General features: G+C 53.6%; 13 protein-coding genes. 5 read left to right on the plus strand and 8 right to left on the minus strand.

Annotated elements, in window-relative coordinates; all coding sequences use genetic code 11:
- Window positions 1-2: 2 nt before the first annotated feature.
- The 3 genes from HNV11_RS08625 to HNV11_RS08635 all read right to left on the minus strand — a co-directional run bounded on the left by HNV11_RS08625 (window position 3) and on the right by HNV11_RS08635 (window position 3,649).
- Window positions 3-1,328: an MFS transporter gene (locus HNV11_RS08625; RefSeq protein ID WP_394353876.1), complete on the minus strand. Its 1,326-nt coding sequence runs from the start codon at window positions 1,326-1,328 to the stop codon at window positions 3-5.
- A gap of 67 nt (window positions 1,329-1,395) precedes the next feature.
- Window positions 1,396-2,679 carry a mandelate racemase/muconate lactonizing enzyme family protein gene (locus HNV11_RS08630; protein WP_171739282.1) on the minus strand — a complete coding sequence of 428 codons (1,284 nt, stop codon included), beginning with the start codon at window positions 2,677-2,679 and terminating at the stop codon, window positions 1,396-1,398.
- A 25-nt stretch (window positions 2,680-2,704) separates the two neighbouring features.
- Window positions 2,705-3,649, minus strand: coding sequence for an RraA family protein (locus HNV11_RS08635; RefSeq protein ID WP_171739283.1), 945 nt, complete (start codon window positions 3,647-3,649; stop codon window positions 2,705-2,707).
- 196 nt (window positions 3,650-3,845) lie between these two features.
- On the opposite strand from HNV11_RS08635, the gene HNV11_RS08640 reads away from it, so the two are divergent.
- From HNV11_RS08640 to HNV11_RS08660, 5 genes are all read left to right on the plus strand, one after another.
- Window positions 3,846-4,838, plus strand: a complete 993-nt coding sequence (locus tag HNV11_RS08640; protein ID WP_171739284.1) for an aldo/keto reductase — start codon at window positions 3,846-3,848, stop codon at window positions 4,836-4,838.
- A gap of 135 nt (window positions 4,839-4,973) precedes the next feature.
- On the plus strand, window positions 4,974-5,426 hold the full coding sequence (locus HNV11_RS08645; RefSeq protein WP_394353877.1) for an SDR family NAD(P)-dependent oxidoreductase: 453 nt from the start codon (window positions 4,974-4,976) through the stop codon (window positions 5,424-5,426).
- Window positions 5,427-5,531: 105 nt separating this feature from the next.
- A complete protein-coding gene (locus tag HNV11_RS08650; protein ID WP_171739285.1) occupies window positions 5,532-6,509 on the plus strand; it encodes a cellulase family glycosylhydrolase in 978 nt (325 codons plus the stop codon).
- Between the two features lie 88 nt (window positions 6,510-6,597).
- Window positions 6,598-7,455 (plus strand): KPN_02809 family neutral zinc metallopeptidase, encoded by an 858-nt coding sequence (gene ypfJ / locus HNV11_RS08655; protein ID WP_171739286.1) that lies wholly within the window; start codon window positions 6,598-6,600, stop codon window positions 7,453-7,455.
- A 156-nt stretch (window positions 7,456-7,611) separates the two neighbouring features.
- On the plus strand, window positions 7,612-8,628 hold the full coding sequence (locus HNV11_RS08660; protein WP_171739287.1) for a GRP family sugar transporter: 1,017 nt from the start codon (window positions 7,612-7,614) through the stop codon (window positions 8,626-8,628).
- A 113-nt stretch (window positions 8,629-8,741) separates the two neighbouring features.
- Here HNV11_RS08660 and HNV11_RS08665 read toward each other — a convergent pair whose 3' ends face one another.
- The 5 genes from HNV11_RS08665 to HNV11_RS08685 form a co-directional block, all read right to left on the minus strand.
- Window positions 8,742-9,119 (minus strand): hypothetical protein, encoded by a 378-nt coding sequence (locus HNV11_RS08665; protein WP_171739288.1) that lies wholly within the window; start codon window positions 9,117-9,119, stop codon window positions 8,742-8,744.
- Window positions 9,120-9,692: 573 nt separating this feature from the next.
- A complete protein-coding gene (locus tag HNV11_RS08670) occupies window positions 9,693-11,435 on the minus strand; it encodes a serine hydrolase (protein ID WP_171739289.1) in 1,743 nt (580 codons plus the stop codon).
- 53 nt (window positions 11,436-11,488) lie between these two features.
- Window positions 11,489-13,897, minus strand: a complete 2,409-nt coding sequence (locus HNV11_RS08675) for a TonB-dependent receptor domain-containing protein (RefSeq protein WP_171739290.1) — start codon at window positions 13,895-13,897, stop codon at window positions 11,489-11,491.
- A gap of 169 nt (window positions 13,898-14,066) precedes the next feature.
- Window positions 14,067-14,780, minus strand: a complete 714-nt coding sequence (locus HNV11_RS08680) for a LytR/AlgR family response regulator transcription factor (RefSeq protein WP_171739291.1) — start codon at window positions 14,778-14,780, stop codon at window positions 14,067-14,069.
- Window positions 14,780-15,760 carry a Kelch repeat-containing protein gene (locus HNV11_RS08685; RefSeq protein ID WP_171739292.1) on the minus strand — a complete coding sequence of 327 codons (981 nt, stop codon included), beginning with the start codon at window positions 15,758-15,760 and terminating at the stop codon, window positions 14,780-14,782. The genes HNV11_RS08680 and HNV11_RS08685 overlap by 1 nt, the downstream gene beginning before the upstream one ends.
- Window positions 15,761-15,787: the final 27 nt, after the last annotated feature.

A 15,787-nucleotide genomic window follows, 5' to 3' on the forward strand; every position in this document is an offset into this window, starting at 1 on the left:
GATTAATGTTTGCCAGCCCGGCGAAAAACGAAAATATACAGCAGTGTCCAGGCGACCAGGTAGGCTAGTCCGGCGATATAAAAAATGATATAATAGCCTTCCGACAACTGATCCAAGGCTTTATAATGATCCAGAATCCGGCCCACGAGCAGCGGAAAAATCGCACCGCCCAGTGTGCCGGCCATCGTGCCGAAGCCAACCACGCGGCTGAGGACCTGCTTGGGGAACTGATCGGCGGCAACGGTGAAAATATTGGCCGACCAGGCCTGGTGAGCCGCCACTGCCAGCGATAAAATGCCGATTACGGGCCACATGCTCCCCATCTGGCTGATGATCATCACCGGCGTTACGCAAATGGCAAACAGCGCCATTGCCCACTGCCGCGCCCGCGTCGGATTCCAGCCTTTCTGAATGAGCCGGGACGACAGCCAACCGCCCCCTACGCTGCCGATGGTAGCGGCCAGGTAGATAATGATCAGAGGAGCGCCCAGTTTTTTCAGGTCCAGGTGGTAGATACTCGCCAGGTAGGAGGGCAGCCAGAACAGAAAAAACCACCAGATGGGGTCGGTCAGGAGTTTGCCGCCCATGAAGCCCCAGATCGCCTTGTTGGCAAAAATCGGGTAACGGATGGGCGTTTCGTCGTTAACGATCTCGGTTGATGCCGCATCGGCCGTAATATACGCAAGTTCAGAAGGGCTAACGCGTTTATGCCGGGCGGGAACTTCATAGTAGAACCACCAGAAAACAATCCAGATGAACCCCAGCGCGCCGGTCACGATAAACGCCATCTGCCAGCCGGCCACCAGCGCCAGCCAGGGAACGACGGCCGGAGCCGCTACCGCACCGATGTTGGCGCCGGAGTTGAAAATGCCCACCGCCAGGGCCCGTTCTTTCTGGGGAAACCACTCCGCTACGGTCTTTATTGAAGCCGGGAAGTTACCCGCTTCGCCAATGCCCAGCAACGCCCGGGCTACCATAAACCCAGCCGTACCGCCTGCCATGGCGTGGCCCATAGCCGCCAGACTCCAGACCAGAATAGCGCCGATATACCCCAGTTTGGTGCCGATCTTGTCAATGATGTAGCCCGCCAGCAGGGTGCTTGAACCATAGAAAAAAGTAAAGACCGTAACGATATTGGCGTAGTCGGATTCAGTCCAGCTAAACTCTTTTTCCAGGATTGGCTTCAGCAGACTGATCACCTGCCGATCCAGGTAGTTGATCGTCGTGGCAAAAAAGAGCAGGCCCACAATGATCCACCGGTAATTGCTCCGGTTGGTTGAAAGAGGATCGGTCAGGGTGCTGCCGGCAGGTGTTGGGTTCTGAATCAAAATCGGGTTGGGATAAGAGTAAGCGGGTTTACAGAGAATTCAGGTCAGGACATTGGCCTGCTGGTCGTTACACAAAGAACGGCACGTCTTTCGGGGCGTATTTGCGCATACCTTCTTCATTGATTTCGACGCCGATCCCCGGCTTCTCGGAGAGAGGAATAAAACCATCCTTCACCATCGGGCCGTCGAACGTAACGATCTCCTTGAACATCGGCTCCTCGTGGAAATAAATCTGCCACTCCAGAATTAGGAAGTTAGGCACCGACGCGCAGACATGGCTCGATGCCATTGCCCCCAGATATGACGCGACCATGTGGGGGGCAAAGGGCACGTAGTACAGGTTCGCCAGGTTCGCAATGCGCTGGGCCTCGCCCAAGCCGCCAGCTTTCTGCAAATCGGGCATGATGATGTCTACCGCTCCAATTTCGAGCAGCCGCCGGAAGCCGTACGCCAGGTAATGGTTTTCGCCCGCGCAGATAGGCGTGTTCGAGGCTTCCCGGATCTGCTTATACGCTTCCGGGTTTTCGGCCGGGATCGGCTCTTCCAGAAACAGCAGGTTCAGGGGCTCCATCATCTTGGCTACCCGCCGGCCCGTCGTAACGTCGTAGCGGCCGTGCATATCCACGCAGATGTCGATTTTCGGGCCAACGGCCTTCCGAACGCCCGCAATCTGGTTGTACATCCGCTCCAGTTCACCGGGGCTAGCCGTCCAGTTATAGGCGTCGTATTTGTTGGGATCGTTCCGCTCGTCGATGTCGTATTTCACGGCCGTAAAGCCCATATCGACCGCCCGTTTGGCGCTTTTCCCGAACGATTCGGGCGTGGTGTCCTTTTCGCGGTACGCCCCCGTATCGCAATACACGCGGATGCGGTCCCGGAATTTACCGCCCAGCAACTGATAGACCGGCATACCGAGCGCCTTACCCACCAGGTCCCAGAGCGCTGTTTCGACGGCCGACAGTACCGAAATATACATGCCAGCCTGTGCGCCTTCGAAGAAACCCGCCTTCCGGACGTCCTCGAACAGGCGGTTGACGTTAAGGGGGCTTTTACCTTTGATCCGCTCGCCCATCATCTTGACCAGGTGGTAGGTGCCGGGTGTTGCATCGACCGCTTCGCCACAGCCCCAGATACCCTGGTTGGTATGAACCTTCACAAACAGGCTGTGGCCGTTGCGGATATAGCCGCACTTGATGTCGGTAATTTTCAGGTCGGATGGGCTTGACGACAGCGGGGCTCGGTCAACGGCGGTTTCGAGCCCTTCGCCAAAGCTGGTTAGGGAAGATGCCGCAAACGCGCTGGCCAGGGCGCTCTTGGTCAGGAAGGAACGACGGGAAGAAGTGTGACTCATTGGATTGGAGAGTTTAGGCGTTGTATTACCAGGTGCGGGTTTTCAGATAATCCTGAATCTGTTCTTTCGGTACGGGCAGTTCGTTGACGTGCGCATTCAGCCACTGCGAGAAATCTTTTTCGATCTCTGCCGACCAGCGGGAGTCAATCTGGCCGGGCGTGTATTTTTGTTCGCGCAGGCGCAGGTGGCCAAACATATCCCGCAACCGGATAATCTCCGACGTTTTCACTACTTTCTCGGCCAGATGCGGAGGGATAAAGCAAACGCCCCCGTCGCGGCCCAGCACTACGTCGCCGGGCATAACCATGACTTTTCCGATACGCGTTGGCCGATTAATACCAACCAGGGTTGTGTTCAGATTGCCTTCCGGATTATGGTGGGAAGGATGGTAGCTGCGGAAATAGGACGTAAAGCCACCGATTTCTTTCAGACCGGCAATGTCGCGAACGGCACCTTCGTAGACAATACCATTGCCGGTTTTGGCATAAATGGAATTGCCCAGGTTATCGCCGATGGTGGGGCCGTCTTCGTGCATGCCAAACTGATCAACAACGTACACATCGCCTTTCACGAGCATATCAATCGGCCAGGCGTTCTGCGATTTAACCCGGCCATCTTTGGTATGGCCCTTCTCATCCGTTACACGGTGAACGTCGGGGCGGCCGGGCATGAATGTAGCCGTCAGTGCGCGGCCCACCAGCACACTGTCGGGGTTGATGGTCTGCCAGTCGCCGGTGAACTGATATTTGTAATTTTCCCCTTTCAGCACTGACCAGGCTTCTTCCTGGGTAACCAGCTTCATCCGTTTCAGAATTGCGTCCGGCACTTTGGGGCGTCCATCAGGAAAGCGTTCGCCTTTCCATTCGGGGGTTAAAAAGATGAGTTCATCGCGGGAAATCTGCTGGCCGACTGATGCTCTTATCGGACCAAGCAGACTGAGCGCAACACTAGCTACGAATACCAGCTTCATTGGAAATCAGAATTAGGTTCAGGTCTAGGAATCAATCCCGATAAGCATAGACAGGTAGCACTTCTACCCGTCAGCAGCCAGAGCAAGGGGAATTTCTATGTATGCCGACGGTTGAGCGTATAGGCAACTGACGCGAATTGGCCAACAAAACAGAGATGAATTGTCTTATAAGCAGGAACTCTTTTTACAACAAAATATGGAATACAGAAAACTGGGTGAGTCGGATTTGAGCGTTTCGGTCATCACTTTCGGTGCCTGGGCGGCCGGTGGCTGGATGTGGGGCGGTACTGAACGCAAAGAAGCGGTTGATGCTATCAGAGCCGCCTACGATCTGGGCGTAACCTCAATTGACACGGCACCCATCTACGGGCAGGGAACCAGCGAGGAAATTGTTGGGGAGGCCATCAAAGGAATTTCCCGCGACAAAGTGCAGATACTGACTAAATACGGAATGCGCTGGGACCTGGCTAAAGGCGATTTTGGCTTCAAAAGTCAGGATAACCAGGGCAATCCGATCGACGTCTATAAGTACTCGGGCAAAGAAAGCCTCATCAAAGAATGTGAGGATAGCTTAAAACGGCTGGGCACCGACTATATCGACCTATACCAGATGCACTGGCCCGACAAAACCACCCCCATCGAAGAAAGCATGGAGGCTGTTCTGCGGCTAATCGAGCAGGGGAAGGTCCGGCAGGCGGGTGTCAGCAACTACAACGTTTCGCAGATGCAGCAGGCCGAGAGCGTGCTTAAGCTGTCGGCCAATCAGGTGCCGTTTAGTATGCTTAACCGGGGGATCGAAGACGAGCTTGTGCCGTACTGCCTTGAACATAATAAGGCCATTCTGGCCTATAGCCCTATGGAACGGGGTCTGCTGACGGGTAAGATTAAGCCCGGTCATCAGTTTGCCGAGGGCGACCACCGGGCCAATTATCGCTTCTTCAAAGAAAAGAACATCGAAGAAACCGATCGGTTTCTGCAAGCTATCAAACCCCTGGCCGACAGCAAAAACGCCAGTCTGAGCCAGCTGGTCATTCGGTGGACCATCGAGCGGCCGGGGATTACGGTGGCGCTCGTTGGGGCACGTAACGCAGAACAGGCGGTCCAGAATGCCAAAGCAGTTGATATTCAGTTATCAGCCGATGAGCTGAAGTTTATCAATCAGCAACTGGGCGAACTGGAGCTAGTGTAAACCCAATTTGTTTATCAACACGAAGCCGGTACGTCTGTATCGGCTTCGCTGTTTTCAGACCCTTACGAGATTGTTAAGCCTGCTACAGTAGGTAAATCTAACGGTTATTTCCTGGTTAATAAGGCGGCCTTGCCGGTGTTGCAGAAAACCAAGGGGAACGTAGTGAAGGCGGGTTCAGAGGCTGGTCATATGGGCGAACCGCAGGCGGCTCCATATGGTGGTACGAAAGGCTTAGCCATTGAACAGGCGCATTTTGGGGTGCGGAGCAATATTGTTGCGCCGGGACCGGTGGATACAGCCTGGACGCATGCCAGCACCGGACCGATGAGTCCCGAAATGGAAAAGTCGACGACGGCGGGTACGCTGATGGGTCGCCGGGGTACGCCCGAAGAGATTGCCAATGTGTATTTGTTCGTAGCGTCCGACGAAGCGTCGTACGTAACGGGCGCTATCTATTACGTGGACGGTGGAACAACTATCGCCAGGGGACCCATGGGCGAAAAAGCCGCAGACAGTATGAAGAAAGAACCGCAGGGTGAGCTGGACCTACAGCACTCGATGGATGGGAATACGTCTGTGAACGGGTAAGCCCGTAAACGAGCTAAATAAGGTGCCGGTTGCTACAGCGATAGCGGCTGGCACCTTATTTTGTGCCGGAGATCACCCCTTCGTGAATTAATAACAAACCATGCGATGCGATTCTGGATTACTCTCGTTTTAGTAGCCTTCTTTCTGAATACTCATGCGCAGACCATGACCGTTAAGGGCCGATTTTTATACACGGCTGCCGACGAAAAAGTGGTGCTGCGAGGAATTAACGAAATGTTTATCTGGTCGAAAGACCACACCGGTGCAAGCATCCTGCCCGAAATTGCCAAAACCGGCGCCAACGCCTGCCGCCTGGTCTGGACTACGCAGGGCGAACCCCGCCAGCTGGATCGGTTGATTGGCAACTGCATCCGTCACAAAATGATCCCGATTGTGGAACTGCACGATGCTACCGGCGACTGGAGCAAACTGCAACGCTGCCTGGATTACTGGCAGCGGGACGACGTAAAGGCCGTGATGGCGAGGCACAAAAAATGGGTTCTGCTCAATATTGCCAACGAAGTAGGGCATGTAACCCGACCGGATACCTTTCGGCTGGCGTATACAAACGCCGTTTCGCAGCTTCGCCAGGCTGGCTATGAAGTGCCTCTATTGATCGATGCGTCAACCTGGGGGCAGGACGAAACCAGTATTCTGCAAACCTGGTCGGCCATCCGGAATGCCGATTCCCTGAAAAACTGCATGTTCTCTGTACATACGTACTGGCGGCAGAACGCCCAGACCCGGCTGGACAACCTGATCCGTCGGGTCATCGCGGATGAGATTCCCCTGCTGTTTGGCGAAGCGCCCCAGCCGAAAGTTGGGCAGACCTGTTCAACCGATTTTCCGTATGTAAGTCTGATGCAGCAAAGCCAGCAGAACGGCATCGGCTGGCTGGTCTGGTCGTGGGGCGCGGTCAACAATGGCGACTGCGGCCGACCCAACAGCGCGTTTGATATTACAACCGACGGCCGCTACGGCAACTGGGAGCATCCCTGGAACCGCGACGTAGTAATTGATAATCCATATAGCATCCAGAAAACAGCTGTCCGGCCAGCCTCCATTCTGAAGCAGTCCGACTGATACGCGAAGCGCCGTCCAGACACAAATCAAACACTTTACGGTCGGAAACGGTAGTTAATACTCAACCGTTCATTAACCGAAAAACACTATGCGTTGGATAGGAGGCCGTGAAAGCGGCAATGTCGAAGACCGCCGGGGAAGCGGTGGGGGAGGTTTGCTCGTCGGCGGTGGAATTGGCACCGTTGTGGTAGCCTTAATTGTCATGCTGCTGGGGGGCGACCCGTCAGAAATTCTGAATCAGCGGTCATCCAGTCAGTCGGCGGCTCAGGCGCCTACGGGCCCGCAGTCCGACGACGCAGCGGCCAGTTTTACCCGTAAGGTGCTGGCCAGCACGGAAGATGTCTGGACAAAGCTGTTTGCCGAACAGGGGTCTCAGTACCGCAAGCCGACGCTGGTCATGTTCCGGGGCGTTACGCAGTCGGGCTGCGGCACGGCGCAGGATGCAATGGGCCCGTTTTACTGCCCGCTGGACCAGAAAGTATACATTGACCTGTCGTTTTACGATGAACTCGCCCAGCGGTTTCAGGCACCGGGCGACTTTGCGATGGCTTATGTTGTGGCGCACGAAATTGGCCACCATGTGCAGAAGCAATTAGGCATCATGGACCAAACCGATGCACTTCGCCAGCGACTGAGCCGCACGGAATACAACCGGGTTTCCGTCCGGCTGGAATTGCAGGCCGATTTCTTTGCCGGCGTATGGGCGCATCACGCACAGGGGCAGAGTATTACGCTGGATGCGAATGATGTTGAATCAGCCCTTACGGCCGCCAATGCCATTGGCGACGACCGGATTCAGCAGCAGACTCAGGGCCGCGTGGTACCCGATGCCTTTACGCACGGTTCGTCGGCTCAGCGCGTGTACTGGTTCAAGAAAGGGCTTAAAACCGGCGACCTCAGCCAGGGCGATACATTTAACAGCCGCGAAGACGCGGATCTGCAGTGATGCGATACATCTTTTAGACAACGGCCCGATGACGCTCGTCATCGGGCCGTTGTGTTTTCTACGCTCAGTAATCTCCCGTTCGGGACTAATAATATAACGATTCTGCTCCGTTCTGGTAGTCGGTAAGAATAAGGGATTGTGATTCATTTTTCGCTCATGTTTGTCATCCATCAACCGGCAGTAGCCATTTGTTTTTGCCTGCTCACGATGCTGTTCTGGGGTTCCTGGACAAACGCGCAAAAATTCGTTACCAAAACGGCTCCGCTTTACGTTTTCTACCGCGACTATGTGTACGGCATTCTGGCTGCTTCGTTGTTGCTGGCCTTTACGTTAGGCAGTTTTGGGTCGCAGGGACGTTCGGTGCCGGAAGATATTCAGCAGGCCGAGGGGCGATCTATTTTGCTGGCGCTGGCGGGTGGGATCGCCTTCAACGTTGGCAATCGGCTGCTCACGGTTGGGATCAGCATGGCCGGTATTGCGATTGCCATGCCCGTAGGAACCGGACTGTCGCTGGCTATTGGTCTTGTGGTGAACTACCTGGCCGAACCCAAAGGGAGCGTGGCTCTTCTGTCTCTTGGCGGAGGGGCAATCATTGCGGCCATGATTTTCAGCGCGCTGGCTTATAAGACCAAACAGGAAGGGGCCGACGATGCTGACTCCTCTTCGAATGGTAACCGGGGCATCTGGATTGCCTTGGCCGGGGGCTTAGCCGCTGGGTTTTTCTTTCGGCTTGTTTCGGAAGCGATAGCTACCGATCTGATCCGGCCCGAAGCCGGACTTCTGACGACTTATACCGGGTTTGCCCTGTTCGCTATCGGTCTGAACCTGTGCAACCCGCTGGTGGAGTGGCTCGTGCGAAAATTCGTTCTGCCCGACGAGGACGGTCAGCCAGATTACCGGCATGTGGGCCGGCGCGAACATCTGGCGGGTCTGGGGGGCGGCCTTATCTGGGGGCTAGGTATGAGCACGCTTTTACTGGGTGCCAAGCAGGCCGGTGATGCCGTTTCCTATGGGCTGAGTCAGGGAGCAACCATTGTTTCAGTGCTCTGGGGGCTGTTTGCCTGGCATGAGTTTAAAGACGCTCCTGCCAAAGCAAATCGCTACCTCTGGCTAATGGGTGGGTCTTACGTTGCCGGTCTGGTCCTAATTGTGCTGGCCCGTTCAGGGGGGTAAGGGAGCCGTGGTATCCCGGCCTTTGTCTTATACCGAATCGCCCCCGTTGCTTTGAAACCAAAGCAACGGGGGCGATTCGTCTAATAGAAATTGCCTGCTGTCAGGCCGGGCGCTTACTGAATTGAGATGGCCCGAGTGACCTTGGCAATCGGCGCTTTGGTGGCTACGTTGATCTGGCGAACCTCTTCCGTGGTGCCGTCGGTGATGACCAGTTGGTACTGGCCGTCCGGCAGGCCTTTAATGTCGAACCGGGCGCGGTACTGGCTTTCTTTCTTCGCAATGGATTCCTGAGCGATCAGATGCCCGCGCTGGTCGAGCAGCCGCACCTGAACTACATGACTTTTTTCTTTGTCAATGGCTACCCGCAGATCGTTGGTGGTTGAGATGTACACCGACGACTGGAACGATGCTGAACCCGTGGGGTTAGTGGCAGGAGCCGCAAAGGCGCTGGCGGAAAGGGCAATCAGTAAGGAAGCAACTAAGGTTTTCATGGTATTTGATGTTTATCGGGAAGGCCCGTGGTTAAATGGATTTAAAAATGTTGGCCGGCTTTTCCGCCGGTTAATGGATCAAAGCTACAATCCGTCAGAGGGGGAGCGCTATGGATAGTCGCTGAAGCCGCCAACAAGGCTGAAGAACGGTTGATTTCATTGGATGAATTGAAAGTTTAACCAAACGGCCTTCAATTGGAGTGTAGCCTAATTTCAACTGGTGGATCGAGTTTCAAGGCCAGTTTTCGCATTCATTCAGGATAACCGGCTGCACAGAATCGCCGGGGGCACGGGCTGTAAACGGGTTCCCGGCGATGAGTTTTAGCTTGTGTACCCGCAGAAGGACCATATCTACTCCATTGCGGGCCGCATCCACCTGAGCGATTCGAGCAGAGACAGGGTTTTGCCGGTAATGGTCTGTAGAAGGGGTTGGGCAGCTAACAAAAAGAGGAACGCAATGCCCAGGGCTATCAGGGCTACAAACACCAACTCGACCAGGTATTACCAATCAGTTGCCTTATTTTGGTATCGGGTTCCTCAGGCCGGGTTTATGAAGAATCCGATACCATGTTGTTACTCCGGTACTACGTCATAATCGGTGACTAATCCTTCGGGCGTCAGGTGCACAATAACGTAGCGCTGCGTCATATCGGTAAGGAGTTTATACGCCAGCACCTGTCCGACCGGACTTTCGTGCCGCTCAATGCCGCGACCGCTTACGTCCTCAACGCCCACGAACGTCATGGATTTGAATCCGGCCAGTTCGCCGGAGCCTCTGCTGAAATCCCGTCGCGCCCCGGCTGTAACACCCGCCGTTTCCTCCAGCGCTTTACCCCCCTCCGACATCGCCTTCAGGGCGGTTTCGATCTGGCGGGTACGCGGTGGATTCGGGTCTGGTTTTGGCTTAATCGTGTGAAAAAGCGGGCCGATACGCGGTATCTTCCGTTCATCTTTGCCACTCTTCCAGACCAGTTCGGTTACTTCGCCCTGCGCGTTTGGGCTGAACGTAACAAACGCGTCCCGATCCATGGAGGCAAAGCGAGTGGTTGATTCAGGTACGAATTCTTCATCGATAAATCCATCGGCCAGCGTGTACAGACGATCATTTTCTGCTTTGAAGGTTATGATCCGGTTGTTGGCAAATTCATAGCGCCCTTCCAGAGCGGCAAGCCGATTGGGGTGAACCTGGGCGGCTGTCCGGGCAGCGGGCATTTTGGACGTGTAACCCGCCCAATGATATTTTCTGGCTACCGCGTCCAGAATACGTCCCAGCATCTGGGAGTTATCGTTGGCATTGATCATGATAACGACGCCCTGCCCCGTTTCAACCCCCGCCGTCATCAGGGCGTCGAAGCCTTCATCCCGGCCATTGTGTCCAAACCGCATCGCCGGTCCTTTGCCTTCTAAAAAGACGCCAAGACCGTCGTTGTCCTTTTGATCGGTGAGCATCTGCTGCGTCATTTCCCGTGACAGCACGGCCCCCGGTTTACCCGCAAAGGCGTTCTGAATACTGATGGCAAATCGCGCCAGATCGGAAGGCGTGGTCCATAGGCCAGCGGCCGCCATTTCGGGGTAAATATGCCAGCGCCCTTTGACCAGACTTCGATAGCCTGAGTGCCCCGTAGCGGTTGCCTGTGCTTTGTCGGCCGGAAGCGGCTGCTCATAGGTGCTCGCTGTCATCTTCAGCGGTCCCAGCACCGTTTCCTGCATGTACTGCGGAAAGGATTTGCCCGTTACGTCCAGCATGAGCTGCTGCATAACGGTATAACCACCCCCGGAGTAGCGCCAGCGGCTGCCCGGCACAAAATCGACCCGAACCGGAGCCGTATTGGCAGGCGGGGCACCGTCGAGAATCTGCACAACCGTTGGGATTGGAGAACCTGCCTCATAGCCGGGAAACCCGTGAACCGTGAGCCCGGTGGTATGGCTGAGTAACCCCCGTAGCGTTACTTTTTTATCCCTGGTGAAGTCATTCTCGGGCACTTTCCAGGTTCGCAGCTTTGCGTTCACATCTTCGTCGAGCGACAGCTTGCCTTCTTCAACCAGACGGAGGGCACCAACGGCCGCAACCGACTTGCTGATTGAGCCAGCCTGGAATAAGGTAGAGGTAGTCAGGGGTGTCTTGCCACTCTTATCGGTGAATCCATAGCTTTGGGCTTTAACGATTTTACCGTCCTGAATAATGGCCAGCGAGAGGCCCGGAATCTGCCGTTTCCGGAGTTGCTGCCGAATGTAGTCGTCCAGATCATCCGCATGGAGGGGCTGAAGCAGAAGCAGTAGCGCAACAAGGGGAAGAGGTCGGCATCGTTGGCGCATGGGTTGTATCGGCTTCGTTTAGGGACAGAAATGGATTCGGATGGTTAATTACGTCAGTTGTTGCCTTCGCCAGCCTTCTTGTCGTCGTTACTGATCTGTTTTTTCTGGCGTTGGGGTTTGTTCATTTTTCCAAATTCATACTTCAGATTCAGCCGCCAGCCCCGACGGTACATGGACACATACTGCGTCTGCACAAAATTGGGTCCGACGTAATCGTTTCGCCAGCTGATGGTTTCGTTGAACGGAATATCGTAACCAAAGCCAATCGTGCCTTTTTTCTTCATTACTTCTTTTTGCAGCACCATGTTGTAGTAGCCGAAGCCACCATACTTGCCCTGCAAGTTTACCCGCGCCGAGTTATAAAAGCCGAACAGTTGCGCTTTGAACCCTTTTCCGAAGTCAATTGTCGAGTTCAGATTGATCCGGTACATCCAGTCTTCGTTGCGGGTTTTTAGCTCTGCGCTTTCCAGGATGTTGTAAAATAGGTTAAGCGAGCCGTTTACTGACCATTGCTTGATGATTTTCGTATTGGCGCTCAGATTGACGCCATAGGCCGAATTCTGCGCTACGTTCTGAAATATCTGCATTAAAACGCCTTCGCTGTTAACGGTGCTGATGCTCTCGATGGCGTTGTTGGTCTGTCGCAGAAAGAACGAAGCATTAATGTTTGTTTGCTTGATGGCAATGCTGTAGTTGGCTTCGACAGAGTGGGTTAGTTCGGGCTTCAGGTAAGGATTCCCGCCGTATACGTTTTTCGAATCAGACTGGTTAACGTAAGGATTCAAATAATAAAACTGGGGTCGCTGAATCCGCTGCGAATAGCTCAGCCGAACCTGCCGGTCTTTTTTCAGGCTGCGCGACAGGCTTACGCTCGGAATCAGGTTGCCGTAGGTATTCGAGAACGGAGAGGTGCCGTTCAGGAAGTTAGCCTGAATAAACGTATGCTCATAGCGCGCGCCCAGGTTTACGCCCCAGTTTTTCTTTGGCGAACGGCTATAGACCGCATAGACCGAGGCAACCTGCTGCCCATAGTCAAAGACATTCGCCAGCGATGGAACGTCCGTAAAGTTGGTTGAGCCGTCAACGGCATTGGCTATACGATAGTCGCTAAGAATTTGCCGGAAGATCAGTTTGGAGCCCAGTTCGAGTTTACTGATGCTGTCCAGCGGATTGGAAAAATCCAGTTGAAGGGTACCTTCTTTATTGTTGCTGATATTGTAGCTCTTCTCGCGGTAATAAACCGAACTAGCCCGATTCAGGAGATTCGACCAGTAATCGCTGTCTTCGCCCTCAAAGGAATAGAGCATCAGGAACGTGAGTTCTTTTTTCGGCTTCTTGAACAGCCGGGTATAATCTAAATTGATCGTAGCCCCGGCCCAGTCGTAGGTGCGGCTCATGTCCCGGCGAAAGTATTGATTGACAGTGCCCTGGCTGCTTTCTTCAAAGTTGATGTCGAAGCGGTTGGTATTGGCTCCGTCGTAGTAGTTTAAGCCAGCGCCCAGCCGGTTAAGCGAATCAATATCCCAGTCCACATTCAGGGTACCGTAAAAATTTTTCCCGCTGCCCAGTATCCACTGGGTCTGGTTCTGATCCGTAACAACGCCTTCGCTGGTAAACGAGCGCAGCAGCTGCATGTACCGTTTATTGCGCCAGTTGCTGTACCCGCCGTTCGCCGAAATCGTAATACTCTTCATGCGGTGGTTGATACTGGCGTTCGGCCAGTTATTCCACTGACCAAAATTCGGGCTGATGGAGCCGCTGGTACCCTGCAGCGAATTTTTCTTGGTGATGATATTGATAATCCCGGCCGTGCCCTCGGCGTCGTATTTGGCCGACGGCGACGTAATGACTTCAACCTGCTTGATGATGTCGGCCGGAATCTGTTTCAGGGCGTCGGAAATGCTGCGGGCGACAATGCTGGATGGTTTGTTGTTAATCAATACCTTGATGTTGGAACTGCCGCGAAGCTGTACGTTCCCCTCAATGTCGACGGCTATGGATGGAATTTTCTTTAGCACATCCGTAGCATCTCCGCCTTTGATGCTGATATCTTTTTCGGCATTGTAGACCATCCGGTCGGACTTTTCCTCGAAGAGCGCTTTTTGCTCCGTTACGGTTACCTCGGCTAATTTCTGAACCGCCTGACTGAGTTTGATAACGCCTATCTCTGTATCCTGCCCGGCCAGAACCGTAACCTTCTCCACCGTTTTTGGGGTATAACCCACAAACGAAATCTGGACGGCGTACTCACCCGGGTTGACCTTTGAAAAGGTGAATTGTCCTTTGGCATCGGCGGTAATACCTTCAATAACTTTGCCTTCTTTCAGCAGAGCTACCGTAGCAAATTCAACGGGTTTATTCGCGGTTGAATCGAGTAGTAAACCGGCGATTTTGGCTTGCTGAGCCAATACGATTCCTAGACTCGACGCGAACGCGAGCAGGGCAAGTAGAAACGATTTCATTGAATTTGCTGGTTAGTGCAGGGTTTGTATTGGGTTAGCGATTTGGGAGGTGTATCGTGCAGCAAAGACGCAGGCTGTTAAGAAACGTTGCATAGAGATTCTGCCGCCGACGCAATTTGAATAGCTGGCCCGTTACGGCCAGTAGCTAATAAATCAAACCGGATTCCGATCAGCGGTCGAACAGAGCTTTCTCGACGGCTTCTTTATAATTACGGCCAACCGGAATTGGGTTGCCATTAATCATCAGTCGGTTTCGGTCAATGCGGCTGATGCGGGCAATCGCGGCAATGAAAGATTTGTGAACGCGGATGAACCGGCTTGCCGGGAAAATTTCGTGCATGGCTTTGATGGAGCCTTTAATAACGATTCGGCCGGTAGCCGTGTGAATGATCGCGTAATCTTTTAGCCCCTGGATGTGGGTTACGTCGTCAAAATTCAGTTTAATCCGCTGTACACCACTTTTCACAAAAATTGATTCGGGCAGCGGCTGGCTCGGTTCGTTCTCAATTCGGGTGTTCTGGTCTTTCAGGCTTAAAAAGTCCTGAATTTTTTCGATGGCCTGCAGAAACCGGGGATAGGCAATAGGTTTCAGTAAAAAGTCGATCACGCCCAGTTCAAAACCTTCAAAGGCGTAGTTTCGGTAAGCCGTTGTAAAAACCGTGACGGGTGGATTGGTCAGGGTCTTCAGGAAGTCGAGGCCGTTCATGCCCGGCATTTCAATATCCAGAAAGAGTATATCGGCTTCGTGGTTTTCCAGATACAAAAGTGCATCGCGGGCGTTAGCGAACTGCCGCACCGACGAAATGCCGTCCAGCCGGTTCAGGTAACCGTTCAGCACTTCCCGCGCCAGCGGTTCATCGTCGAGTACAACGCAGCGGAGCATTAGTCGTTCGTTTGAGATTTTCGCTCCAGTACCCATACATCGTTACTATAAATGAACTTCGTTTGGTCCCCATCAAACCCGCCATATTTTCCGCCCGTCATATAGATTTTTCCCTGATGCACACAGGCAGCTATTCCTCCTCGGGGTGACCAGGGCGCTTTTTGCTCCCACCAGGTACGCCCATCCGAACTAACCAGCACCTGACTACTGAACTGCCCGTTTCGGTTGCAGCCCAGGAGCCAAATCTGCCCGTCTAAAACTACGGCCGTGTAGCCGAAAATTTCCACCCCGTTTATAATCGCGCCTGTTTCCTGCTTCCAGTGTAGGCCATCCTCCGAAGACCACACGTCGTTATTCAATAGATATAATTTGTTTCCAAGCATGACGACCTGGCTCCTGGATCGTTTGCCGAAGGAAAGGTTATCCTTTACTTTGGTCCACACAATACCATCGGGTGAATTCCAGATGTCGGCGAATTGCGTCTTGCTGTCTTCGCCCCCTACGAACCAGAGTTTGTTTTGGAAAACAAATGGACGATAGAAAAAACGCCGGGGAAGCGTACTCGGATTGGCCAGGATCTCCCAGCCTTTCAAGTCATGAGTTCGATAAATAGTCGACTGCAAGCTGTATTGTTCGATGTTTCCCGTAAAGCGACCAAGCCCCAGGATGGAGTTATTAAACGATACATAATTCAGAAACGCCAGATTATCAATTACGTTGGGCAAAGACGATTTGATCCAGGATCGCCCATTCGCTGAAAACCAGACACCATCGAAATGGAAAGCCCATAGCGTGTCGTGGTGGCTGAACAACTGGAAGTTGTAACTTTCCTTCCAGGGACCTTTGTCCAATACTTTGATCCATTTGTATTCAGCAGCGGTATGCTGCACGGACAGGTTGGGGTGTGTAGCTGCTTTTCCGCAGAGAAGCGCTCTAATCAGCAGGAGAGAAATCAGTAGATAAGGCACGACGATTTTCATGATTTCCGGTTAGCTGGTCTTTAATTG

The organism is Spirosoma taeanense, assembly GCF_013127955.1.
Classification (GTDB): domain Bacteria; phylum Bacteroidota; class Bacteroidia; order Cytophagales; family Spirosomataceae; genus Spirosoma; species Spirosoma taeanense.